Source organism: Intestinimonas sp. (assembly GCF_026169115.1).
In the GTDB taxonomy this organism is placed as follows: Bacteria; Bacillota; Clostridia; order Oscillospirales; family Oscillospiraceae; genus Intestinimonas.
The window spans coordinates 1-20,414 of the sequence record NZ_JAPFEA010000051.1; the positions used below are offsets into that span (position 1 = coordinate 1).

A 20,414-nucleotide genomic window follows, 5' to 3' on the forward strand; every position below is an offset into this window, starting at 1 on the left:
TGTTTTAGATAACGCCCAATAGTACATATGTGTTCGTTACATGCGCCAGACCTTCGGAGAAGTTGTACATATACCAATATTGGCAGGGTACGACCTGTTTGCCGGTCTTGTCGATAAAGCCCCACAGCTCATTAGCGTTCTCTACAGCTGCCAGCCCCTCAGAGAAAATTCTCACATCCTGGTACTGGCAGGGGATGACCTGCTTGCCGGTCTTGTCGATAAAGCCGTACAGCCCATCGGCGTTCTCTACCGCCTCCAACCCCTCAGAAAAGTGTGGTGGTTGACCGTAGAGATCGGCGCTGGCATATTCCATCGGGATCTCGGTCACAGAGACCGCCAGCGCGGGGGTTACCAGGGACAGGGAGAGCGCCAGGGTCAACGCCAGGGACAGGATCTTCTTTCGCATGCGGATTCTCCTCTCATTTCTCAACTTTGTCATTGGAAAGCAAAACGGACGGGGGGTATACCGGGCAGGCGCAATAACAGGACATAGCGGGCGGTAGCCCACGATGTCCTGCCGCAATTTTACAGTTCTGTTCTAATTTTAACCTATCCTATAAATAATTACAAGGCCATTTCGACAGGATATGCTAAAAGTACTTCGATTTGCCAAGAAAAGCGGATGGCATGATGGGAATAAATGCAGAAAAAGCTGTTTGGACAAGCCGAAAAGCATAAAACTTCATGCGCCAAGCGCGCACCACGAAAACGGGCAAAGGCTTGTGGCGCATGAAGTTTATGCGCATATGGGCCGTCCCGGCCCATGCGCTTTGATTGCATGGCCGTGCCGCGGAAAGCGGCACATGGCCAATTTTGCGATGCGTTTGCATCGCAAAAAGCCCCGGCGCAAAGGGGCAGACAGCACAAATCTGCCCCTCTACGCCGGGGATCGGGTTTTAACGGAATGACGCTGCCGTTGAAGGCAGGGCATTTTTTGCGTGCAGATGGGAGGGCGGCGGTTACAGCTCTTCTTCCCGGAAGGCGGTCATGGCCTCCTGGTCGGCTTCCCGCTTCTCCTCAATGGCTTCCTTGAGCAGCATATCCTTGACCTTCATGAGCCGGATGGTGTTGGAGCGCTCGTTTTCATCCAGCTTCATGGAGATATACTTGATGGATTCCTGCATCTGGGGGATCTTGACGTATTCCAGGGCGTTGACCCGGCGGCGGGTCTTTTCGATCTCCTCCGCCAGGAGCTGAGCCGTCTTTTCCATCTCGGCCAGCCGCAGCATATCCTGAAAAACGCCGGAGAGGGCGTCCACCGCGTCGTCCAGGGCGCCGGAGGTGGCGGCAAAGCCGTAGGGGTACACGTCCCCGGCGTCGGCGGTGCGGGTCTTGAAGTGGTACTGGGGCACGTTCACGGACATGATGTTCTGAAAGTCCATGGTGAGCTCCACCGACTGCTTGGGATACATGAGGGACTGCTTGAGCATCTCGGTGGACATGAGGGCGCTGGCCACGGTAAAGGAGCCGTGGGCCGCCATAAGGGCGTCCTCCACCTTTTTCCGGAGGGCCCGGTTTTCCCGCACCACGTCCAGGAACTGCTTCATCAGCTCGTCCCGCTTGTCCTTGAGCAACTTATGGCCCCGGATGGAGGTCCTGAGCCGGGTTTTGAGCCGGGTCAGCTCCTGCCGGGTGGGATTTACGTTTATCGCCGGCATAGCTTACCCCTCCTTTTTCGGGAGGTACTTCTCGATATACTCCGGTTTGATCCGCTTGAGCTCAGAGGTGGGCAGGATGCTCAGCAGTTCCCAGCCCAGGTCCAGGGTCTCCTCGATGGAGCGGTTCTCGTCGCTGCCCTGGGAGACATAGCGTTTTTCAAACTCGTCGGCGAACTTGGCGTACAGCAGGTCGGTGGGGGAGAGGGCGGCTTCGCCCAGGATGCTCATGAGCTCCTTGTTCTCCTTACCGGTGGCGTAGGCGGCGAAGAGCTGGTTCATGGTGCCGGAGTGGTCCTCCCGGGTCCTGCCCACGCCGATGCCCTTGTCCTTCAGACGGCTCAGGGAGGGCAGCACATCCACCGGGGGATTGACGCCCTTCCGGTAGAGCTCACGGGAGAGGATGATCTGCCCCTCGGGGATGTAGCCGGGGAGGGCGGGGATGGCGTGGGTCTTGTCGTCCTCGGGCATGGTGAGGATGGGGATCATGGTGATGGAGCCGGGGCAGCCCAGGCGGCGGCCAGCCCGCTCGTACATGGTGGCCAGGTCCGTGTAGAGGTAGCCGGGGTAGCCGCGGCGGCCCGGGACCTCCTTCTTGGCCGCCGACACCTCGCGGAGGGCCTCGGCGTAGTTGGTGATGTCGGTGAGGATGACCAGCACGTGCATGCCCTTCTCAAAGGCCAGGTACTCGGCGGCGGTGAGGGCCATACGGGGGGTGGCGATACGCTCGACGGCGGGGTCGTTGGCCAGGTTGGTGAAGAGGACGGTGCGGTCAATGGCGCCGGTGCGGCGGAAGTCCTGGATGAAGAAGTCGGCCTCCTCAAAGGTGATGCCGATGGCGGCGAAGACCACGGCGAAGTTGCCGGCGTCGTCGCCCAGCACACGGGCCTGACGGGCGATCTGGGCGGCCAGATTGGCGTGGGGCAGGCCGGAGCCGGAGAAGATGGGTAGCTTCTGGCCGCGGACCAGGGTGTTCAGGCCGTCGATGGTGGAGATGCCCGTCTGAATAAACTCGTTGGGGTAGTCCCGGGCGGCGGGGTTCATGGCCAGGCCGTTGATGTCCCGGAATTCCTCGGCCAGGATGTCGGGGCCGCCGTCGATGGGCCGGCCCATGCCGTTGAAGACGCGGCCAAGCATGTCGCCGGAGACGCCCAGCTGGAGGGGATGGCCCAAAAAGCGGATCTTGGACTCCTTGAGGTTGATGCCGGCGGAGGGCTCAAAGAGCTGGACCACGGCGTTGTCGCCGTTGACCTCCAGCACCTTGCAGTGGCGCAGGTCGCCGTTGGGCAGCTCGATCTCGCCCAGCTCGTCGTAGGTGACCCCCTGGACCTGCCTGACCAGCATCAGGGGACCGTTGATCTCCTGGATGGTACGATATTCACGGATCATGCGTCTTCACCTCCCTTGGCCGCCACGGCGTCGATCTCCTGGGCCATCTCCCTGGCCATGTCGGCGTAGACGGCGGCGTACTCGCTGTCGGGGACGGTCTTGGCCCGGCCCATCTTCTCCCGGAAGGGGATGGCGGTAAGGGCGGTGAAGTCGGCGCCCTTGGCGATGGCGGCGCGGCAGCGCTGGTCGTAGTCCAGGATCATGCCCAGCATCTTGTCCTGGCGGTCATAGTTGGAATACCAGTCCACTTCCAGGAAGCCGTTTTGCTGGAGGAAGTCCTCACGGAGCATCTTGGCGGTCTCCAGGGTGAGCTGGTCATTGGCGGAGAGGGAGTCCTTGCCCACCAGCTGGACGATCTCGTTCAGGCTGGACTCCTCCTGGAGGATGGACATGGCCTTGTCGCGGTTCATCATGAACTGCCGGCCCAGGTGCTCGTCGTACCAGGGCTTCAGGGAGTCCAGATAGAGGGAGTAGGAGTTGAGCCAGTTGATGGCGGGGAAGTGGCGGCGGTAGGCCAGGGAGGAGTCCAGGGCCCAGAACACCTTGACGATGCGCATGGTGGCCTGGCTGACGGGCTCGGAGAGGTCGCCGCCCGGCGGAGACACGGCGCCCACGGCGGTCAGGGAGCCCCGGCGGTCGCCCTGGGAGGTGATGCACTCCACGGCGCCGGCCCGCTCGTAGAACTGGGCCCGGCGGGAGGCCAGGTAGGCGGGGTAGCCCTCCTCGCCGGGCATCTCTTCCAGACGGCCGGACATCTCACGCAGGGCCACGGCCCAGCGGGAGGTTCAGTCGGCGATGACGGCCACGTCGTAGCCCATGTCGCGGAAGTACTCGGCGATGGTGATGCCGGTGTAGATGGAGGCCTCACGGGCGGCCACGGGCATATCGGAGGTATTGGCGATGAGGACGGTCCGCTTCATCAGGGACTCGCCGGTGCGGGGGTCCACCAGCTCGGGGAACTCCCGGAGCACATCGGTCATCTCGTTGCCCCGCTCGCCGCAGCCGATGTAGATGACGATGTCCACGTCCGACCACTTGGCCAGCTGGTGCTGCATGACGGTCTTGCCGGAGCCGAAGGGGCCGGGGATGGCGGCGGTGCCGCCCTTGGCCACGGGGAAGAGGGCGTCCACAATGCGCTGGCCGGACAGAAGGGGGGTCTTGGGGGGGTACTTATGCTTGTAGGGCCGGCCCACGCGGACGGGCCACTTCTGCACCATGGTGAGCTCATGCTTGGCCCCCTTGTCGTCCACCAGCACGGCTACGGTGTCCAGCACCGTGAAGGAGCCGGACTGGATGGACTCGATGGTGCCGCTCATTCTGGGGGGGATCATGATCTTATGGAGGACGGAGGGGGTCTCCTGGACGGTGCCGATGACGTCGCCGCCCACCACCTTGTCGCCCTTCTTGGCGGTGGCCGTGAAGTCCCACTTCTTCTCCCGGTCCAGGGCGGGGACCTCAATGCCGCGGGTGATGGTGGAGCCGGCGATCTTCATGATGCCCTCCAGGGGGCGCTGGATGCCGTCGTAGATGTTTTCGATGAGGCCGGGGCCCAGCTCCACGGACAGGGGAGAACCGGTGGTCTCCACCGCCGCGCCGGGGCCAAGGCCGGAGGTCTCCTCGTAGACCTGGATGGAGGCGGAGTCGCCGTTCATGGTGAGGATCTCACCGATGAGGCGCTGTTCGCCCACCCGGACCACGTCGGCCATGTTGGCGTCCGAAAGTCCGGTGGCCACCACCAGCGGTCCGGAGACCTTGACAATCTTTCCGCTGCTCAAGTATTTCGACCTTCTTTCGGGTGAATTCAATGATGGCTTACCCGCCGAGGATGTCCGCTCCCACAGCCCGCTCCACGGACTTCTTCACGTTGGCCATGCCGATGCCCAGGGAGCCGGACTTGCCGGGGATGAGGATGATGGCGGGGGTGAGGGCGTCCTTGTAGCGGGCGATCTCATGCTCCAGGCCGGCTGCCAGCTCCTCGGTGAGGTAGATGATGGCGGTGTTCTCCCGGGCCAGGCGGTGGAGGGTCACACGGGCGGCCTCCACAGTCTCAGCGGGGTAGACGTCCAGCCCCAGGGCTTTGAAGCCCAGCACGCTGTCCTGGTCCCCCAGCACGGCGATGCGGTATTTCTCGTTAGACATAGCTCTCACGCAGCCTTTCCCGGATGGTCTCGGCGTCCAGACCGGCCAGACGGCCAGTGAGGATGATCCGGATGGTGGTCAGCTCGTTCTCCTTGGCGTAGAGGTAGCCGATGAGGGGGTGTTCCCCGAAGGCCACCCGCTTGCCCTGGGAGAGATAGGCGGTGAGGGCGTTGTCGCACAGCCGCTCGAACTGGGTGAGGCTGCCCCCACGCATGGCCTCGGCGCCCTCCTGGGCCGCCGCAGTGAGGTAGGTGTGGGCAAAGAGCCCCGCCAGGTCGGCCCCGCCGGTCCCGGCAGAGAGGAGACGGTCCGTCTTCACATTGCCGTCGGGCAGCAGCACCCGGCGCAGGAAGTCGGGGCCCCTGCCCATCCGGGCGGCCCGGACCACCGAGCGCAGGTTGGCGCTGTCGATGGACAGCTGCACATACCCCTCCAGGAAGGGGCTGCGGGCGGACCTGGCTGCGGCGAGCATCTCGGCGTAGTAGGCCCGGTCCAGCAGCAGGTCGGCGGCCTGGGGGTCGCCGCTGGAGGCAAGCAGCTCTCTGGCCTGGGTCACCGCCTGGGCGAAGGCGGCACTGTACCGGCTCAGGTCGCCCTGGACATAGTCCTCCTTGAGGCGTGCGGCGGGGTAGCGCCCGGCGTCCAGCAGCAGTTCGTCGGGGGACTGACCGGTGGCCTCGGCCTTCAAGAGGACCTTGGCGTTGTGGTAGTCATATTTGATGCAGAAGACGTCCACGATGGCGGGGTCGGGGGCGGCGCGGCGCAGCTCGGCAAAGAGCGAGAGCCGGGCCGCGTCCAGGGTGCGCTCAATGGCGTCGGGGGTGAGGGACGGGAAGTCCCCGTAGCCGCACTCGGAGAGCACCTTGGCCGCCTCCTCCGCGCTGCGGGCGGTGAGCATCCGTTCCATCCGCTCCCGGGTCAGGAGCTTGTTCTCCATGGCGTGGATGCGGGCGGAGATATAGAGGTAGTCGTATTCCGTCAGTTTCTGGGCCACGTTACACCCTCCTTTCCGTGTGGCGTTGGGCCGTCATGCGAACAGGGCCCTGGCCACCTCGGCGGAGAGGGCGTCCCGCTGGAGGTGGATGAGCACCTCGAAGGAGCAGTTGGTCTCCACCCGGCCATCCCGGAGGATGAGTCCGCCGGCCATGGGCCGGGACTCCTCGGCCATGGTGAGCATCCCGGTGCCCGCCAGCACGGCGGAGGCCCCGGTGACCACCTTATCCAGCACGGCTCCGGCCTTGGTCTCGGTCAGATCGTCGGGGAGCTTGGGGGCCACCTGTCTGGCCAGGATCTCGTTGGCCCGGGTGACCACGGCCTTGCCGAAGCGGGAGCGGTCCTTCTGGGAGAAGATGACCTGCTCGCGCCCGGTGCGGGAGGCGGCCACGGCCAGTTTGGCCAACAGGTCGATGTACTCCTGGTCGGGGAGCTCCAGCAGCTTTTTGAGGGCCAGGTCGAACGCCTGCCCCACCAGGTCCTGCTTGGCGGCCAGAAGGCTCTTCCGGGCCTCCAGCTTGGCCACGTCCACCAGCCGCTCCTGACGGAGGGCGGCGTCCTGCTCGCCCTTGCGGCGGATGGCCTCCGCCTGGGACTGGGCCTGGGACGCATACCGGTCTTCGATCTCCCTGGCCTGGGCCTTGGCCTGGTCCAGGGCGGCGTCGATCTCCTTCTGGACGTCGGCGTCGATCTGACCGGTGATTTTTTCGATTCCGTTCATAGGTTACCGCCTTTCCTTCCTGTCTTGTCGCGGAGGAGCGCCCTTACAGGGCGTTCATCAGCAGCAGCACGGAGGCCAGCAGGGAGAGGATGGCGTAGAACTCCACGATACCGCAGAGGATGATGCCCTTGGCCCAGTCGTCGGGCTTCTTGGCCACCACGTTGATGGCGGAGGCGGCCACGCGGCCCTGGTACTTGGCGGACAGCCAGCCGCCGATGGCCATGGGGATGCAGGAGACGAAGATGGTCAGGCCCTGGGTAACGGTGAGGGGGACGATGCCGCCGGAGAAGGCGCCCATGGTGAAGAGGGCGAAGAACCAGATGACCAGGCCGTACAGACCCTGGGTGCCGGGGAGGACCTGAAGGATCAGGCACTTGGAGAAGTGCTCGGGATTCTCGCTGAGAAGGCCGGTGGCCGCTTCGCCCACCATGCCGGTGCCCTTGGCAGAGCCCACGCAGCACAGGCCCACCGCCAGAGCGGCGCCCAGGAAAGCCAGACCGATACCGCCAAATTGCGCAATAAAGTCAGCCATGTTATTGTTCCTCCTTGATATCTACATATTTGGTGTTGATGAACAGGGGACGGAAGGGCTTGCCGCCCTCCTTGTAGAACCGCCCGAAGAACTCCAGACACTGGAGCCGCAGGTCGTGGACGTAGCAGCCCAGCAGGTTCAGGGCAAAGTTGAGCATGTTGCCGATGAGGGAGATGATGACGAAGCCCACCACGTTTCCGGTCACCGAGCCCAGGGTGTTGAAGACCTGGGCGATGACGCTGCCGGCCAGCATCAGGGCCATGAGACGGGCATAGGAGAGGATATCGCTGAAGAAGCCGGTGGCGCCGTTGTAGACCGTACCGATGAGGGAGGTGACCTTGCCCAGACCCTTGGCCTTCCGGGTGCCGCCGTAGAGGAGCATCACCAGGCCCACGATGAGGACCACGGGATAGCCGCCCACGCTGCCGATGCCCAGCACCGCCAGGGCGATACCAGCCAGGATGACCCACCAGGTCACCTCATCCCACAGGGCGTCGGCCCAGTCGCCCGCCTGCACCTTCCGCACCACGCTGATGACCATGCCGGTGATGACCTGCAAGAGGCCCAGGGCCAGAGAGCCCACCAGGATGGCCAGGGTGTCGGTGAGGGGGGTGAAGAGGTAGGGCAGAGAGGTGAAGGTGGTGTTGGGGTTGATGATCTTGGCGATCTGTGGGATGAAGTCGCCGAAGAAGCCGCCGGTCAATGCGCCCATAATGAAGGTGCTGATACCGCAGAGGACCAGCAGCCCGGCCATGTTCTCCATGGTGCCCCTGGGGCGCAGCTTCTTGAGCATGAAGATGCCGCCGGCCACCATCAGGATGCCGTAGGCCATATCGGCCATCATAAGCCCGAAGAAGAAGATGAAGAAGGGGGCCATGAGGGGGTTGGGGTCCACCCCGTCGTAGGCGGGGAGGACGTACATGTCGGTGACCATGTTGAGCGGCTTGGTCAGGAGATTGTTCTTGAGCTTGATGGGCACCTTGGGGTACTCCTCCGGCGTGGGATCGACGGCCTCCCAGGCCGCCGCATGCCGGGTCAGGAGGTCCTCCACCTTGCCCAGCTGATCCGCCGGCACCCAGCCTTCCAGAAAGAGGGTAGCGCCGCTGGAGAGCAGCCGCCCCTTAACCTCCTCCCGCTGGATGTCCTGGGAGAGCCGGTCAATGGTCAGCCGCAGGGCCTCCCGGTGGCCGGCCTCCTGCCCGATGTCCGCCTTGCAGGCGTCCAGCTCCTCAGCGAGGGACCGGAGCTGGGCCTCAATGGCGTCGGTGTTGGCCCGGGCGGTGCCTGTCCAGCCCCGGAGCGAAGCCGGTGTGAAGCCGAAGGGCTTGAGGGCGGCCATGGCCGCCTCCTCCGCCGAGCGGTGGCAGAAGACCAATACGTACTGGAAGTCCCGGTCCTGGCCGGCCCAGCTCAGCTCAGCCAGCTCTGCCTCCGAGGCCAGGGCGGTCTCCACGGCGTGCCGGTCGGCGCTGCGCTCGACGGCGCCGTAGGTCACCGATACCTCCCGGGTGGAGGCGAGGTCCAGAGGGGCGTCCAGCTCCAGCCAGGGGGCCAGGGCCGCCCGCTGGGCGGTGAGCTTGCTCTGCTCATTGGCGATGGCCGCGATGCGCGTCTCCAGGTCGGAGATGCGCTGGGCGGCCGCAAGGGCCTCCTGACGGACCGACGCATCAAAAAGCTGTGCCTCAGAGACCTGGGGGCGGGGCTGGAACATGGAGCCCTTGGCGGGGGCGTAGTGGCCGAGAAGGTCCAAAGCGGCCCGCAGACGGTCTGCCTTGACCTTGGTGTCGGCCAGAGCCGTGTCGTCCACCCGGGCAAAGCCTGCCCAGGCGGGGTCGCCGAGCTCCTGGTCGGGTTCCCGGATCTCCACGCAGCCCAGGTGTTGGAGCTGCCGGAGCAGCTCATCCCGGTCTGCGGCCATGGCGAAGAGCCGCAGGTGTTTCATTTTGACTATGGACATGAGTCTCCCACTACCCTTCTGATAATGAGTGCCGCAGCGTCGTCCAGCCGGCCTTCCGCCGCCTTGCGCAGAGCGTCACAGGCCCGCAGGGTCTCCTGCTCCACGGCCTGCGCGTCCTTTGCCGCGGCTGCTTCCGCCCTGGCCAGGGACTCCGCCGCCTGGGCTTCCGCCGCGCGCCGGGCCTGCTCCAGCTGAGCCTTTCCGGCATCCTCTGCGTCGGACACCAGCTTCTTGCACGCCTCGGCTGCTTCCGCCCTGCGGGTGCGGGCCTTTTCCTCGGCCTCAGTCACCCTTTGGACTGCTTCCAAAGACATTCCATCACCGCCTTTCAGATGCAGTAGATCCCATCTGCTGGAATCCTGCCCCAGAATACTTACCATCATACACGTTTTTGCCGCCAAAATCAACTCAGAAACACAGACCACTGGCGAAAATGGTAGTACCATATGAAAAAATTTTGGAGAGCTCACACAAGAAAAAATTGTGTAGAGCCCTCCAATTAGACAAATATACCGACAAACAATATAGATATCGGATGAAAAGGAAAATAGTGGGAAAAATATTTTTTTATACAGAGAAAAGACCGGCTATGCAGGGGAGGGGGTGGGGCGAATGGCATGGACCTTGCTATTAGAATCAGCTCCAGAGGGCCCAGCTCCGGTCCTCGGGCCCGGCCTGAGGGACGATGGAGACCAGACCGGTCCGGGGAGCTTCCATACCGGCCTGGGAGAGAAGCGCCTCGCAGGCGTCCCGGTCACCGGTCAGGTCCCGGACCCAGAGCCGGTCAACCACAGCGGCGGCGTCCAGGGTCTGACCGCTGGGGCTGGCGCCGCCGGCGGTGAGGAGGACGGGGTCGGCGGTCACCGAGAGGCGGACCTGGGGATAGGCAGCCGCCAGGGCGGCGGCGGTGTCGGCGTAAAAGTCCAGCACCACGCCGGACAGGGCGGCGGGGTCGTAGGCGGGGCCGGTGAGGATGGCATTCAAGGTCCCGGTGCGGGGAAAGGCGGCGTGGTCCAGCAGGATCTCGTCAAAGCCCAGACCGGCCAGCTCCAGACACAGGTCGGTGAGATACTGCCGGTTTTCCTCGTAGGCGGGGGAGAGCCAGCGGACGCCATCGCCGTCCAGCCAGTTGCCCCGGGAGGAGCGCAGGGCCAGGTCATTGCGGTGCCGCGGCATGGAATTGTCCCGGAAGCAGGAGAGACGGGCCACGGTGTAGAGGCCCTCCTGGGCGTTGAGGGCGGCAATGGTCTCATTGGCGCCCTCGTCGGCGTTGACGCCGGTGCTGACGGCCAGGGGGGAGGCTGAGACGAAAGCCAGAGAGCCGTCGTCGGCCTTCATATCAAAAAGGGCGGCATTGGCGCCCGCCTGGTCGGTAAGGGTCTGGGCCGTGCCGTCGGAGAGGGCGGACCGGGGAAGCAGAACGGCGTGAAGGGTGGTCTCCGCCGCAGGCTCCGGGGTGAAGACCACCAGCGGCTGGGAGACGGTGGGCAGGGGGACGGAGGCGGTCTCCTCCGGCTCCTGGACCCAGGGCAGGTGGAGCCGTCCGCCGTCGGCAGAATAGACCCAGTAGGGCTCCAGGAAGAAGAGGGCCGCCACAGAGAGAACCAGCACCACCGCCAGCAGGACAGCGGTCGTTCTGAGGGCGGTGCTGAGGGGGGAGCGGCCCCGGTAATGGGAATAGCCGCCCCGGCCATAAGAACGGTTTCGTCTCATTTCAGCCCTCTGTTCCCCCCCTCTTCTGATTCCGGGCAGAGCCTGTCAGCCCGCTCCTTGGCCAGCAGCGCCTCATCCAGCCGGAGCAGGGACTGGGCCACCATGTCCCGGTCCTGGGGGGACATGGTGGAGAGGACGGAGGCGAAGTATCCCCCCACGTCGGCCTCGGCCTTCGCCCTCAGAGTTTGATATTTGTCCGTGACGGCCACATAGATGATCCGTCGGTCTGTACCGGAGCGGTCCCGTCGGGCCAGCTCCAGCTTTTCCAGCCGGTCCACGATGCCGGAGACCGTGGAGTTGGCGCTCCCTGTCCGCTCCGCCAGCGTGCTGATGGGCATAGGCCCCTCAGCGCCCAGCACATTGAGGACCAGCGCCTGGGGAAAGGTGAGCTGGAGACGGCCGAAATGGCAGCGGAACAGCCGGGACATATGCTGAGACACCCGCAGATAGGTCATCAGGATATCGTTGGAACCATGCATGGCCGGAGACTCCTTTCTGTTTGTCAGGGACCTTCCTTCCGTCCTCAAAGCATATCGCGTTCCATCCCCTGCGTCAATTCTTCCGGGGAAAGTTTCACGAATTGTTTATACTTTTCCCCGGAGAACGGAAACAGAGGCAGATGGATTCCTACCTTAATATATAATGGAAATGGGGCGGAGGAGAGGGGATGTGGCCGAAGTGGATGAGGGGTACAGAAAAAAACGGAGGAACGGAGGATTTTTGTATGATTTGTGCTTGACATCGGCGGGCATCTGTTATATCATAATCAAGCGCCTGTTTGGGCGCAGTCTGCGATGATGTAGGAGATTGCTCAGAAATGAGGTAACTTCTACGGAGTATGTCCGTTGATCGGGCGGCTGAGAAATCCCGTGCGCTTGGCGTATATCGCCGCGCTTGGATGGGACCGGCCGGCTTTAAGCATGCCGGTCTTGTTTATGCCTCGGAGTGATACGCACGAGAGAGTGTATAAAAGATTTCTCACCGTACGGAGCGGCAAGGCAAGCAGAAACCACTTCGTATGTTTTCAAGGAGGAACAAACCATGGCAGCTCAGAAGGAAATGATTCGCATCCGTCTCAAGGCTTACGATCACCAGCTCATCGACCAGAGCGCTGAAAAGATCGTGGAGACCGCCAAGCGCACCGGCGCTACCGTGTCCGGCCCCGTGCCCCTCCCCACCAAGAAGGAGGTCGTGACCATCCTGCGCGCCGTCCACAAGTACAAGGACTCCCGCGAGCAGTTCGAGCGGCGCACCCACAAGCGCCTCATCGACGTCATCAAGCCCTCCCCCAAGACTGTGGAGGCCCTGATGGCCCTGGAGCTCCCCGCCGGCGTGGAGATCGAGATCAAGCTCTGATCCCGCCGCGCATCCCACTGTCAGCACCGCAGTCCGCCGCGTTTTGAGGCGGGCGGGTCAAGTTGGCCGAGCAATGAGAGTCCAATGCTCAACTCGTCCAACCAATAACCTTATAAGGAGGAAGTCACACTATGGAAAAGGCGATCATCGGCAAGAAAGTGGGCATGACCCAGATCTTCGATGAAGCCGGCCGCGTCATCCCCGTCACCGTCATCGAGGCGGGTCCCTGCACCGTGGTGCAGAAGAAGACCGCTGAGAAGGACGGCTACGAGGCTGTGCAGCTCGGTTACGAGGATGTTGCCGAAAAGAAGCTCACCAAGCCCGAGCTGGGCCACCTGAAGAAGGCTGGCGAGGCCCGGAAGAAGCACCTCAAGGAGTTCAAGCTCTCCAACTCCGCCGCCCTCAACGTGGGCGACGAGATCAAGGCGGACGCCTTCGCTGAGGGTGACCGCGTGGACGTCACCGGTATCAGCAAAGGTAAGGGCTACGCCGGCGTCATCAAGCGCCACGGCGCTGGCCGCACCCCCATGACCCACGGCGGCGGTCCTGTGCACCGTCACGCCGGCTCCATGGGCCCCGCCACCGATCCCTCCCGGATCTTCAAGGGCAAGATCGGCGCCGGCCACATGGGCGACGAGCAGGTCACCGTCCTGAACCTGGACGTGGTCAAGGTGGACACTGAGCTGGGCATCATCGCTGTCCGCGGCGCCATCCCCGGCCCCAAGGGCGGCATCGTGTACCTGCGCAACTCCGTCATCAACGTCAAGGAGAAGGGCGCCAGCTCCGACATCTCCAAGAACCCGCAGAAGGCTTCCGGCCGCGCCAATCCCCAGAAGGCTTCCGCCCGTAACAAGTAAGAAAGGAGAGAGACCAAATGCCTAAGGCAATCGTTGTTAACATGACCGGCGCTCAGGTCGGCGAAGTGGAGCTCTCCGAAGCTGTGTTCGGGATCGAGCCCAATGAAGCCGTCGTTCACGCCGTTGTGAAGAATCACCTGGCCAACTGCCGCCAGGGTACCCAGTCCGCCCTCACCCGCGCCGAGGTCTCCGGCGGCGGCATCAAGCCCTACCGTCAGAAGGGCACCGGCCGCGCCCGTCAGGGTTCCACCCGGGCTCCCCAGTGGACCCACGGCGGCATCGTGTTCGCTCCCAAGCCCCGGTCCTACCGCTACACCCTCAACAAGAAGGTGCGCCGCCTGGCTCTGAAGTCCGTCCTCTCCGCCAAGGCCGCCGAGGGCAACGTGATCGTGGTGGACGGCCTGAACGTCCCCGAGATCAAGACCAAGACCGTCCAGAGCTTCCTCAACGCCGTGAACGCCGGCAAGGCCGTGCTGGTCACCCCTGAGGTGGACATGAACGTGGTCAAGTCCGCCCGGAACATCCCCGGCGTGTCCGCCACCGCCGCCAAGCTCATCAACGTCTATGACATCCTGAATGCCAAGCAGCTCATCGTGGACAAGGCTGCGCTGGCCGTCATCGAGGAGGTGTTCGCGTAATGACTAAGGCTTATGACATCATTAAGCGCCCCATCATCACCGAGAAGTCCATGTCTATGACCGAGGACAAGCGCTACACCTTTGAGGTCGCCAAGGACGCCAACAAGATCGAGATCGCCAAGGCTGTGGAAGAGATCTTCGACGTGAAGGTGGCCAAGGTCAACACCATCAACATGTATGGCAAGGAGAAGCGCCTGGGCCGGTATCCCAGCGGCCGCCGCGCCTCCTGGAAGAAGGCCATGGTCACTCTGACCGCCGACTCCAAGGCCATTGAGTTCTTTGAGGCGTAAGGAGGAGAAGAGGAATGGCAATCAAGACTTATAAGCCCACGACGCCCTCCCGCCGCCACATGACCGTGTCGGCCTTCGAGGGCATCGATAAGAAGGCCAAGCCCGAGCGCAGCCTGCTCGAGAATCTGAAGAAGCACGCCGGCCGCAACAGCTACGGCCGCATCACCGTCCGCCACCGCGGCGGCGGCAACAAGCGGAAGTACCGCATCATCGACTTCAAGCGCCAGAAGGACGGCGTCGAGGCCACCGTGATCCGCCTGGAGTACGATCCCAACCGCTCCGCCAACATCGCCCTCATCCAGTACACCGACGGCGAGAAGGCCTATATCCTGGCTCCTGTGGGCCTGAAGCCCGGCCACAAGATCGTGTCCGGCCCCGAGGCCGACATCCTGCCCGGCAACTGCCTGCCCATCGCCAATATCCCCGTGGGCGAGCTCATCCACAACATCGAGCTCTACCCCGGCAAGGGCGCTCAGCTGGTGCGCTCCGCCGGCGTGGCCGGCCAGCTCATGGCCAAGGAGAACGGCATGGCTCAGGTCCGTCTGCCCTCCGGCGAGGTCCGCTATATCCGCGAGGAGTGCAAGGCTTGCATCGGTCAGGTGGGCAACACCGACCACGCCAATGTCCAGATCGGTAAGGCTGGCCGCAAGCGCCACATGGGCTGGCGGCCCACCGTCCGCGGCTCCGTCATGAACCCCAATGACCACCCCCACGGCGGCGGCGAGGGCAAGAGCCCCGTCGGTCGTCCCGGCCCTGTCACTCCTTGGGGCAAGCCGGCTATGGGTTACAAGACCCGCAAGAAGAAGAACCGCACTGAGCAGTTCATCGTCAAGCACCGCAACGCGAAGTAAGGAGGCTGTAAAACATGTCCAGAAGCATTAAGAAAGGCCCGTTTTGCGCCCCCGAGCTGCTTAAGCGGGTCGATGAGATGAACAAGAACGGGGACAAGAAGGTCCTGAAGACCTGGAGCCGCGCCTCCACCATCTTCCCCGCCTTCGTCGGTCACACCTTTGCCGTCCACGACGGCCGTAAGCATGTGCCCGTCTATGTGACCGAGGATATGGTCGGCCACAAGCTGGGCGAGTTCGCCCCCACCCGCACCTTCAAGGGTCACGCGGGCAGCAAGACCGGCAAGTAAGGAGGAGAGAGATAGTATGGAAGCCAAAGCACATCTGAGATATGTCCGGATCTCTCCCCGCAAGGTCCAGATCGTCTGTGACCTGATTCGTGGGAAGAGCGTGGCCCAGGCCACCGCGATCCTGATGAATACCCCCAAGGCCGCCTCTGAGCCTCTGCTCAAGCTCCTCAAGAGCGCCGCGGCCAACGCCGAGAACAACCACCAGATGGACCCCGAGAAGCTGTATGTCTCCGAGACCTTCGCCACCCCCGGCCCCATCATCAAGCGGATGATGCCCCGGGCCCAGGGCCGCGGCTACCGGATCAACAAGCGTACTTCTCACGTCACCATCACCGTGGCAGAGCGCTAAAGGGAGGAGGCAAGATCTATGGGACAGAAAGTGAATCCCCACGGCCTGCGCGTGGGCGTTATTAAGGATTGGGACTCCCGGTGGTATGCCCGCAACGAAAAGGTGGGCGACCTGCTGGTGGAGGACAACAAGATCCGCAACTACCTGAAGAAGACCCTGTATTCCGCCGGTATCCCCAAGATAGAGATCGAGCGGGACAACGCCAAGGTCCGCATCTACCTGCACTGCGCCCGTCCCGGCGTGGTCATCGGCAAGGGCGGCACCGAGATCGAGCGCATCCGCCTCGAGGTCGAGAAGATGATCGGCAAGAGCGTGGCGCTGAACATCGTCGAGGTCAAGAACCCCGACATGGACGCCCAGCTGGTGGCTGAGAACATCGCCCAGCAGCTGGAGAAGCGCATCGCTTTCCGCCGCGCCATGAAGAACGCCATGGGCCGCGCCATGCGCATGGGCGCCCTGGGCATCAAGGTGCAGTGCTCCGGCCGCCTCAACGGCGCCGAGATTGCCCGCACCGAGCACTATCACGACGGCACCATCCCCCTGCAGACCCTCCGCGCTGACATCGACTACGGCTTTGCCGAGGCCGCTACCACTTACGGCCGCATCGGTGTGAAGTGCTGGATCTACAAGGGCGAGGTCCTCTCCCAGGCCCTGCGGACCACCCCCCGCACCCTGGACACCAAGAACTTCAAGGAGCGCCCCGACCGTCCCCGCCGCCGCGATGACCGCCGCTTCGGCGATCGCAAGCCCGGCTTCGGCGGTGACCGGAAGCCCGGTTTCGGCGGCGACCGCAAGCCCGGCTTTGGCGGTCAGCGCCAGGGCGGCTTTAACAACAACCGGCCCCAGGGCGGCTACAACCGGCCCCAGGGCGGTGCCCGTCCCGCCGCTCCCGCTGCACCCAAGGAAGGAGGCTCCAACTAATGCTGCTGCCTAAGAGAGTCAAATACCGCCGCGTTCACCGCGGCCGCATGAAGGGCAAGGCCACCCGCGGCAATACCGTTACCTACGGTGAGTTTGGCCTTCAGGCCACTGAGCCCGCCTGGATCACCTCCAACCAGATCGAGGCCGCCCGAATTGCCATGACCCGCTACACCAAGCGTGGCGGTAAGGTCTGGATCAAGATCTTCCCCGATAAGCCCATCACCGAGAAGCCTGCCGAGACCCGCATGGGTTCCGGTAAGGGCTCCCCCGAGTACTGGGTGGCCGTGGTCAAGCCCGGCCGTGTCATGTTTGAGATCGCCGGCGTCTCCGAGGAGATCGCCCGCGAGGCCCTGCGTCTGGCCTCCCACAAGCTGCCTGTCAAGTGCAAGATCGTGGCGAAGCAGACCGCCGAGACCGAGAATGGTGGTGAATAATGATGAAGGCAACTGAGGTACGCAAGATGTCCGCCGCTGAGCTGGACGCCAAGCTCCTGGACCTGAAGAAGGACCTGTTCCAGCTCCGGCTCCAGCATGCCACCAATCAGCTCGACAACCCCATCCGCATTGCGGAGGTCAAGAAAGACATTGCCCGAGTCAAGACCATGATCCGTGAGCAGCAGCTCGCAGGCCGATAAGAAGGAGGAGCCTAGACAATGGAAAACAGAACTTCTTCCCGCAAGACCAGAGTCGGCCTGGTTGTCTCTGATAAGATGGATAAGACCGTGGTTGTGGCCATCGCCGACCGTGTGGCCCATCCCCTCTATAAGAAGATCGTCAAGCGGACCTACAAGCTCAAGGCCCATGACGAGATGAATTCCTGCGGCGTGGGTGACCGCGTCAAGGTGATGGAGACCCGCCCCCTGTCCAAGGACAAGCGTTGGCGCGTGGTCGAGATCATTGAAAAAGCGAAGTAAGGAGGTGCCGTTATGATTCAGCAGGAAAGCTATCTGAAGGTGGCCGACAACACCGGCGCCAAGGAGATCAAGACCATCCGCGTGCTGGGCGGTTCCAGCCGCCGGTATGCCAATATCGGCGACGTGGTCGTGGCCTCCGTCCGTAAGGCTCAGCCCGGCGGCACCGTGAAGAAGGGCGAGGTCGTCAAGGCCGTTATCGTCCGTTCCTCCCGTGGCGTCCGCCGTGCCGACGGCAGCTATGTCCGTTTCGACGACAACGCCGCCGTTCTCATCAAGGACGACAAGAATCCCCGCGGTACCCGTATCTTTGGGCCCGTGGCCCGCGAGCTGCGCGACAAGGATTACATGAAGATCCTGTCCCTGGCTCCCGAAGTGCTGTAAGGGGGTAGGAGAGAACATGAACAAAATGAGCATCAAGAAGGACGACCTGGTGGTCGTGCTCTCCGGTAAGGATAAGGGCAAGCAGGGCAAGGTCCTGGCTGTCATGCCCAAGGAGAGCAAGGTGATCGTGGAGAAGGTCAACGTGGTCTCCCGTCACACCAAGCCCCGCAAGCAGGGCGAGGAGGGCGGCATCCTGAAGAAGGAAGCCCCCATCTATGCCTGCAAGGTGCAGAAGGTCTGCCCCAAGTGCAACAAGCCCACCCGCATCGGCCACAAGGTCGAGGGTGACAAGAAGGTCCGCATCTGCAAGAAGTGCGGCGCCGAGATCTGAGAGAGGAGGAGATTAGACAATGGCTGATAAGAAAGTGCCCAACCTGAAGGCGAAGTACCAGGCCGAGGTCGCTCCTGCCCTCATGCAGAAGTTCGGCTACAAGAGCTCCATGCAGATCCCCCGCCTGGACAAGATCGTGGTCAACTGCGGCTGCGGCGAGGCCCGGGACAACGCCAAGGTCCTGGAGGCCGTCGTGGGCGATCTGACCAAGATCACCGGCCAGAAGGCCATCATCACCAAGGCCAAGAAGTCCGTGGCCAACTTCAAGCTCCGTGAGGGCATGCCCATCGGCGCCAAGGTCACCCTCCGTGGCGACCGTATGTGGGAGTTCCTGGACCGCCTGTTCAACGTGGCCCTGCCCCGTGTGCGCGACTTCCGCGGCATCAACCCCAACGCCTTCGACGGCCGCGGCAACTACGCTCTGGGCCTGAAGGAGCAGCTCATTTTCCCCGAGATCGAGTACGACAAGATCGACAAGATCCGCGGCATGGACATCGTGCTCTGCACCACCGCTCAGACCGATGAAGAGGCCAAGGAGCTGCTGACCCAGATCGGCGCTCCCTTCGCCCAGGCGTAAGGAGGAGAATGACAAATGGCTAAGAAATCTATGATCCTCAAGCAGCAGCGTGAGCCCAAATTCTCCACCCGGCGCTACAACCGGTGCAAGATCTGCGGCCGTCCCCACGCTTACCTGCGTGACTACGGCATCTGCCGTATCTGCTTCCGCGAGCTGGCTTATAAGGGCCAGATCCCCGGCGTCAAGAAGGCCTCTTGGTAATCGGCTCCCATGCCGCGCAGCGCTCCCTCGACGTACACAAAGTACGCCTTCGGTCCCGCTGCTTGCCTGGAAGCCGCTTCCCTGCAAGGCTGGCCTCTTGGTAAATCTCGTTCCGCCATGCTGCGTTGCGGCGGCTCGACGTACACAAAGTACGCCTTCGACGCCGCGCCTTGCCTGACGAAACGATCTTCACCAAGCCGCTCCGAAGGGAGCGTTCCAAAGTTCCAAAAGCTGTCACAGGGGCGGCCTTGCGCCGCCCCGACCACGGCTTTTGAATAAATCCCCGGCCAACGGCTAATAGGTCGGAGCCCGCCTAGCTCCGATACCTTGCCGCTGATACAGGCAAAGCCTGTAACTCTAAAAGGAGGTAAAGAATCATGCATATCACGGACCCCATTGCGGATATGCTCACCCGCATCCGCAACGCGAACAACGCCAAGCATGACACTGTGGACGTGCCCGCGTCCAACATGAAGAAGTCCATCGCCCAGATCCTGCTGGATGAAGGCTATATCAAGAACTTCCAGCTGATCGACGACGGCACTCAGGGCGTCATCCGCATCACCCTGAAGTACAACGCCAACAAGGAAAAGGTCATCACCGGCCTTCGCCGTGTTTCCAAGCCCGGCCTGCGGGTGTACGCCGGAGCCGACGAGCTCCCCCGTGTCCTCCGCGGACTGGGTATCGCCATCGTGTCCACGTCCAAGGGCGTCATGACCGACAAGGCTGCCCGCGCGCAGCATGTCGGCGGTGAAGTCCTGGCCTTCGTGTGGTAAGGAGGGAGAGAGAGAAATGTCTAGAATCGGAAGAGCGCCTATCTCTGTCCCCGCCGGCGTGGAGATCACCATCGGCAGCGGCAACCTGGTCACCGTGAAGGGGCCCAAGGGCACCCTGGTCCAGCAGCTCAGCCCCGCCATGACCATCAGCCAGGAGGGCAGCGAGCTCCATGTCACCCGTCCCAACGACGCCAAGGAGAACCGTGCTCTGCACGGCCTGACCCGCAGCCTGCTCCACAACATGGTGGTGGGCGTGACCGACGGCTTCAAGAAGGAGCTGGACGTCAACGGCGTGGGTTACCGCGTGGCCAAGGAGGGGAACAAGCTGGTCATGAACCTCGGCTTCTCCCATCAGGTCACCATGACGGAGCCAGAGGGCATCACCATCGACGTGCCCAACCCCAACAAGATCGTCATCTCCGGCTCTGATAAGCAGAAGGTGGGCCAGTTCGCCGCCGAAGTCAGAGAGAAAAGACCCCCCGAGCCTTACAAGGGCAAGGGTATCAAATACACTGACGAGGTCATCCGCCGCAAGGAAGGCAAGACCGGCGTCAAGAAGAAATAAGGAGGTGTGCCTAAATGATCAA

General features: G+C 63.0%; 28 protein-coding genes and 1 pseudogene. 17 read left to right on the plus strand and 12 right to left on the minus strand.

What is annotated here, in order from left to right; genetic code table 11:
- Positions 1-4: 4 nt before the first annotated feature.
- The 12 genes and pseudogenes from Q0Y09_RS04795 to Q0Y09_RS04850 all read right to left on the minus strand — a co-directional run bounded on the left by Q0Y09_RS04795 (position 5) and on the right by Q0Y09_RS04850 (position 11,578).
- On the minus strand, positions 5-406 hold the full coding sequence (locus Q0Y09_RS04795; RefSeq protein ID WP_297718410.1) for a WG repeat-containing protein: 402 nt from the start codon (positions 404-406) through the stop codon (positions 5-7).
- A 553-nt stretch (positions 407-959) separates the two neighbouring features.
- The gene (locus Q0Y09_RS04800) at positions 960-1,658 is read right to left on the minus strand and encodes a V-type ATP synthase subunit D (RefSeq protein WP_297718412.1); all 699 of its coding nucleotides are present in this window, start codon (positions 1,656-1,658) and stop codon (positions 960-962) included.
- A 3-nt stretch (positions 1,659-1,661) separates the two neighbouring features.
- Positions 1,662-3,044: a V-type ATP synthase subunit B gene (locus tag Q0Y09_RS04805; RefSeq protein ID WP_297718415.1), complete on the minus strand. Its 1,383-nt coding sequence runs from the start codon at positions 3,042-3,044 to the stop codon at positions 1,662-1,664.
- A pseudogene (locus tag Q0Y09_RS04810) lies at positions 3,041-4,819 on the minus strand (V-type ATP synthase subunit A). The gene Q0Y09_RS04805 and the pseudogene Q0Y09_RS04810 overlap by 4 nt, the downstream one beginning before the upstream one ends.
- 37 nt (positions 4,820-4,856) lie before the next feature.
- A complete protein-coding gene (locus Q0Y09_RS04815; RefSeq protein ID WP_297718419.1) occupies positions 4,857-5,183 on the minus strand; it encodes a V-type ATP synthase subunit F in 327 nt (108 codons plus the stop codon).
- Positions 5,176-6,177, minus strand: coding sequence for a V-type ATPase subunit (locus Q0Y09_RS04820; RefSeq protein ID WP_297718422.1), 1,002 nt, complete (start codon positions 6,175-6,177; stop codon positions 5,176-5,178). Before Q0Y09_RS04820 ends, Q0Y09_RS04815 begins: the two co-directional genes overlap by 8 nt.
- A 33-nt stretch (positions 6,178-6,210) precedes the next feature.
- Entirely contained in the window at positions 6,211-6,897 is a 687-nt protein-coding gene (locus Q0Y09_RS04825; protein ID WP_297718425.1) for a V-type ATP synthase subunit E, read from the minus strand.
- Positions 6,898-6,940: 43 nt separating this feature from the next.
- The gene (locus tag Q0Y09_RS04830; protein WP_297718428.1) at positions 6,941-7,429 is read right to left on the minus strand and encodes a V-type ATP synthase subunit K; all 489 of its coding nucleotides are present in this window, start codon (positions 7,427-7,429) and stop codon (positions 6,941-6,943) included.
- Between the two features lies 1 nt (position 7,430).
- A complete protein-coding gene (locus Q0Y09_RS04835; RefSeq protein WP_297718431.1) occupies positions 7,431-9,371 on the minus strand; it encodes a V-type ATP synthase subunit I in 1,941 nt (646 codons plus the stop codon).
- Between the two features lie 5 nt (positions 9,372-9,376).
- Positions 9,377-9,700 carry a hypothetical protein gene (locus tag Q0Y09_RS04840; RefSeq protein WP_297718434.1) on the minus strand — a complete coding sequence of 108 codons (324 nt, stop codon included), beginning with the start codon at positions 9,698-9,700 and terminating at the stop codon, positions 9,377-9,379.
- Positions 9,701-10,022: 322 nt separating this feature from the next.
- Positions 10,023-11,099, minus strand: coding sequence for a putative glycoside hydrolase (locus Q0Y09_RS04845; RefSeq protein WP_297718437.1), 1,077 nt, complete (start codon positions 11,097-11,099; stop codon positions 10,023-10,025).
- Complete coding sequence (locus Q0Y09_RS04850) at positions 11,096-11,578, minus strand: MarR family transcriptional regulator (RefSeq protein ID WP_297718440.1); 483 nt, start codon at positions 11,576-11,578, stop codon at positions 11,096-11,098. Before Q0Y09_RS04850 ends, Q0Y09_RS04845 begins: the two co-directional genes overlap by 4 nt.
- A gap of 562 nt (positions 11,579-12,140) precedes the next feature.
- On the opposite strand from Q0Y09_RS04850, the gene rpsJ reads away from it, so the two are divergent.
- The 17 genes from rpsJ (at position 12,141) to rplF (ending at position 20,392) form a co-directional block, all read left to right on the plus strand.
- Positions 12,141-12,455, plus strand: a complete 315-nt coding sequence (gene rpsJ, locus Q0Y09_RS04855) for a 30S ribosomal protein S10 (RefSeq protein ID WP_033116914.1) — start codon at positions 12,141-12,143, stop codon at positions 12,453-12,455.
- Positions 12,456-12,586: 131 nt separating this feature from the next.
- On the plus strand, positions 12,587-13,312 hold the full coding sequence (rplC, locus tag Q0Y09_RS04860; RefSeq protein WP_297718443.1) for a 50S ribosomal protein L3: 726 nt from the start codon (positions 12,587-12,589) through the stop codon (positions 13,310-13,312).
- Between the two features lie 17 nt (positions 13,313-13,329).
- Positions 13,330-13,950 carry a 50S ribosomal protein L4 gene (rplD, locus tag Q0Y09_RS04865; protein WP_297718446.1) on the plus strand — a complete coding sequence of 207 codons (621 nt, stop codon included), beginning with the start codon at positions 13,330-13,332 and terminating at the stop codon, positions 13,948-13,950.
- Positions 13,950-14,240, plus strand: coding sequence for a 50S ribosomal protein L23 (gene rplW / locus Q0Y09_RS04870; RefSeq protein WP_297718449.1), 291 nt, complete (start codon positions 13,950-13,952; stop codon positions 14,238-14,240). Before rplD ends, rplW begins: the two co-directional genes overlap by 1 nt.
- Before the next feature lie 14 nt (positions 14,241-14,254).
- The gene (rplB, locus tag Q0Y09_RS04875) at positions 14,255-15,091 is read left to right on the plus strand and encodes a 50S ribosomal protein L2 (protein ID WP_297718452.1); all 837 of its coding nucleotides are present in this window, start codon (positions 14,255-14,257) and stop codon (positions 15,089-15,091) included.
- Between the two features lie 14 nt (positions 15,092-15,105).
- Positions 15,106-15,378, plus strand: coding sequence for a 30S ribosomal protein S19 (gene rpsS / locus Q0Y09_RS04880; protein ID WP_297718456.1), 273 nt, complete (start codon positions 15,106-15,108; stop codon positions 15,376-15,378).
- 16 nt (positions 15,379-15,394) lie between these two features.
- Positions 15,395-15,727, plus strand: coding sequence for a 50S ribosomal protein L22 (gene rplV / locus Q0Y09_RS04885; RefSeq protein ID WP_297718459.1), 333 nt, complete (start codon positions 15,395-15,397; stop codon positions 15,725-15,727).
- Between the two features lie 18 nt (positions 15,728-15,745).
- Positions 15,746-16,648 (plus strand): 30S ribosomal protein S3, encoded by a 903-nt coding sequence (gene rpsC / locus Q0Y09_RS04890; RefSeq protein ID WP_297718461.1) that lies wholly within the window; start codon positions 15,746-15,748, stop codon positions 16,646-16,648.
- Positions 16,648-17,082 (plus strand): 50S ribosomal protein L16, encoded by a 435-nt coding sequence (gene rplP / locus Q0Y09_RS04895; RefSeq protein WP_130848333.1) that lies wholly within the window; start codon positions 16,648-16,650, stop codon positions 17,080-17,082. The genes rpsC and rplP overlap by 1 nt, the downstream gene beginning before the upstream one ends.
- A 2-nt stretch (positions 17,083-17,084) precedes the next feature.
- A complete protein-coding gene (rpmC, locus tag Q0Y09_RS04900; protein ID WP_075704653.1) occupies positions 17,085-17,282 on the plus strand; it encodes a 50S ribosomal protein L29 in 198 nt (65 codons plus the stop codon).
- Between the two features lie 18 nt (positions 17,283-17,300).
- Entirely contained in the window at positions 17,301-17,561 is a 261-nt protein-coding gene (gene rpsQ / locus Q0Y09_RS04905) for a 30S ribosomal protein S17 (RefSeq protein ID WP_130848332.1), read from the plus strand.
- Between the two features lie 12 nt (positions 17,562-17,573).
- Positions 17,574-17,942, plus strand: coding sequence for a 50S ribosomal protein L14 (gene rplN, locus Q0Y09_RS04910; RefSeq protein WP_297718466.1), 369 nt, complete (start codon positions 17,574-17,576; stop codon positions 17,940-17,942).
- A gap of 16 nt (positions 17,943-17,958) precedes the next feature.
- A complete protein-coding gene (rplX, locus tag Q0Y09_RS04915; protein WP_294512046.1) occupies positions 17,959-18,273 on the plus strand; it encodes a 50S ribosomal protein L24 in 315 nt (104 codons plus the stop codon).
- A 34-nt stretch (positions 18,274-18,307) separates the two neighbouring features.
- Positions 18,308-18,850, plus strand: a complete 543-nt coding sequence (gene rplE, locus Q0Y09_RS04920; protein ID WP_367184352.1) for a 50S ribosomal protein L5 — start codon at positions 18,308-18,310, stop codon at positions 18,848-18,850.
- Between the two features lie 15 nt (positions 18,851-18,865).
- Entirely contained in the window at positions 18,866-19,051 is a 186-nt protein-coding gene (locus Q0Y09_RS04925; protein WP_033116900.1) for a type Z 30S ribosomal protein S14, read from the plus strand.
- Positions 19,052-19,428: 377 nt separating this feature from the next.
- Complete coding sequence (gene rpsH, locus Q0Y09_RS04930) at positions 19,429-19,827, plus strand: 30S ribosomal protein S8 (RefSeq protein WP_130848328.1); 399 nt, start codon at positions 19,429-19,431, stop codon at positions 19,825-19,827.
- Between the two features lie 16 nt (positions 19,828-19,843).
- A complete protein-coding gene (gene rplF, locus Q0Y09_RS04935) occupies positions 19,844-20,392 on the plus strand; it encodes a 50S ribosomal protein L6 (RefSeq protein WP_297718472.1) in 549 nt (182 codons plus the stop codon).
- Positions 20,393-20,414 lie beyond the last annotated feature (22 nt).

Bases quoted from the DNA above. Each gene is read 5' to 3' on its own strand.
- Q0Y09_RS04795 (WP_297718410.1), bottom strand. From the start codon at position 406: ATGCGAAAGAAGATCCTGTCCCTGGCGTTGACCCTGGCGCTCTCCCTG.
- Q0Y09_RS04800 (WP_297718412.1), bottom strand. From the start codon at position 1,658: ATGCCGGCGATAAACGTAAATCCCACCCGGCAGGAGCTGACCCGGCTC.
- Q0Y09_RS04805 (WP_297718415.1), bottom strand. From the start codon at position 3,044: ATGATCCGTGAATATCGTACCATCCAGGAGATCAACGGTCCCCTGATG.
- Q0Y09_RS04815 (WP_297718419.1), bottom strand. From the start codon at position 5,183: ATGTCTAACGAGAAATACCGCATCGCCGTGCTGGGGGACCAGGACAGC.
- Q0Y09_RS04825 (WP_297718425.1), bottom strand. From the start codon at position 6,897: ATGAACGGAATCGAAAAAATCACCGGTCAGATCGACGCCGACGTCCAG.
- Q0Y09_RS04830 (WP_297718428.1), bottom strand. From the start codon at position 7,429: ATGGCTGACTTTATTGCGCAATTTGGCGGTATCGGTCTGGCTTTCCTG.
- Q0Y09_RS04835 (WP_297718431.1), bottom strand. From the start codon at position 9,371: ATGAAACACCTGCGGCTCTTCGCCATGGCCGCAGACCGGGATGAGCTG.
- Q0Y09_RS04840 (WP_297718434.1), bottom strand. From the start codon at position 9,700: ATGTCTTTGGAAGCAGTCCAAAGGGTGACTGAGGCCGAGGAAAAGGCC.
- Q0Y09_RS04845 (WP_297718437.1), bottom strand. From the start codon at position 11,099: ATGAGACGAAACCGTTCTTATGGCCGGGGCGGCTATTCCCATTACCGG.
- Q0Y09_RS04850 (WP_297718440.1), bottom strand. From the start codon at position 11,578: ATGCATGGTTCCAACGATATCCTGATGACCTATCTGCGGGTGTCTCAG.
- rpsJ (WP_033116914.1), top strand. From the start codon at position 12,141: ATGGCAGCTCAGAAGGAAATGATTCGCATCCGTCTCAAGGCTTACGAT.
- rplC (WP_297718443.1), top strand. From the start codon at position 12,587: ATGGAAAAGGCGATCATCGGCAAGAAAGTGGGCATGACCCAGATCTTC.
- rplD (WP_297718446.1), top strand. From the start codon at position 13,330: ATGCCTAAGGCAATCGTTGTTAACATGACCGGCGCTCAGGTCGGCGAA.
- rplW (WP_297718449.1), top strand. From the start codon at position 13,950: ATGACTAAGGCTTATGACATCATTAAGCGCCCCATCATCACCGAGAAG.
- rplB (WP_297718452.1), top strand. From the start codon at position 14,255: ATGGCAATCAAGACTTATAAGCCCACGACGCCCTCCCGCCGCCACATG.
- rpsS (WP_297718456.1), top strand. From the start codon at position 15,106: ATGTCCAGAAGCATTAAGAAAGGCCCGTTTTGCGCCCCCGAGCTGCTT.
- rplV (WP_297718459.1), top strand. From the start codon at position 15,395: ATGGAAGCCAAAGCACATCTGAGATATGTCCGGATCTCTCCCCGCAAG.
- rpsC (WP_297718461.1), top strand. From the start codon at position 15,746: ATGGGACAGAAAGTGAATCCCCACGGCCTGCGCGTGGGCGTTATTAAG.
- rplP (WP_130848333.1), top strand. From the start codon at position 16,648: ATGCTGCTGCCTAAGAGAGTCAAATACCGCCGCGTTCACCGCGGCCGC.
- rpmC (WP_075704653.1), top strand. From the start codon at position 17,085: ATGAAGGCAACTGAGGTACGCAAGATGTCCGCCGCTGAGCTGGACGCC.
- rpsQ (WP_130848332.1), top strand. From the start codon at position 17,301: ATGGAAAACAGAACTTCTTCCCGCAAGACCAGAGTCGGCCTGGTTGTC.
- rplN (WP_297718466.1), top strand. From the start codon at position 17,574: ATGATTCAGCAGGAAAGCTATCTGAAGGTGGCCGACAACACCGGCGCC.
- rplX (WP_294512046.1), top strand. From the start codon at position 17,959: ATGAACAAAATGAGCATCAAGAAGGACGACCTGGTGGTCGTGCTCTCC.
- Q0Y09_RS04925 (WP_033116900.1), top strand. From the start codon at position 18,866: ATGGCTAAGAAATCTATGATCCTCAAGCAGCAGCGTGAGCCCAAATTC.
- rpsH (WP_130848328.1), top strand. From the start codon at position 19,429: ATGCATATCACGGACCCCATTGCGGATATGCTCACCCGCATCCGCAAC.
- rplF (WP_297718472.1), top strand. From the start codon at position 19,844: ATGTCTAGAATCGGAAGAGCGCCTATCTCTGTCCCCGCCGGCGTGGAG.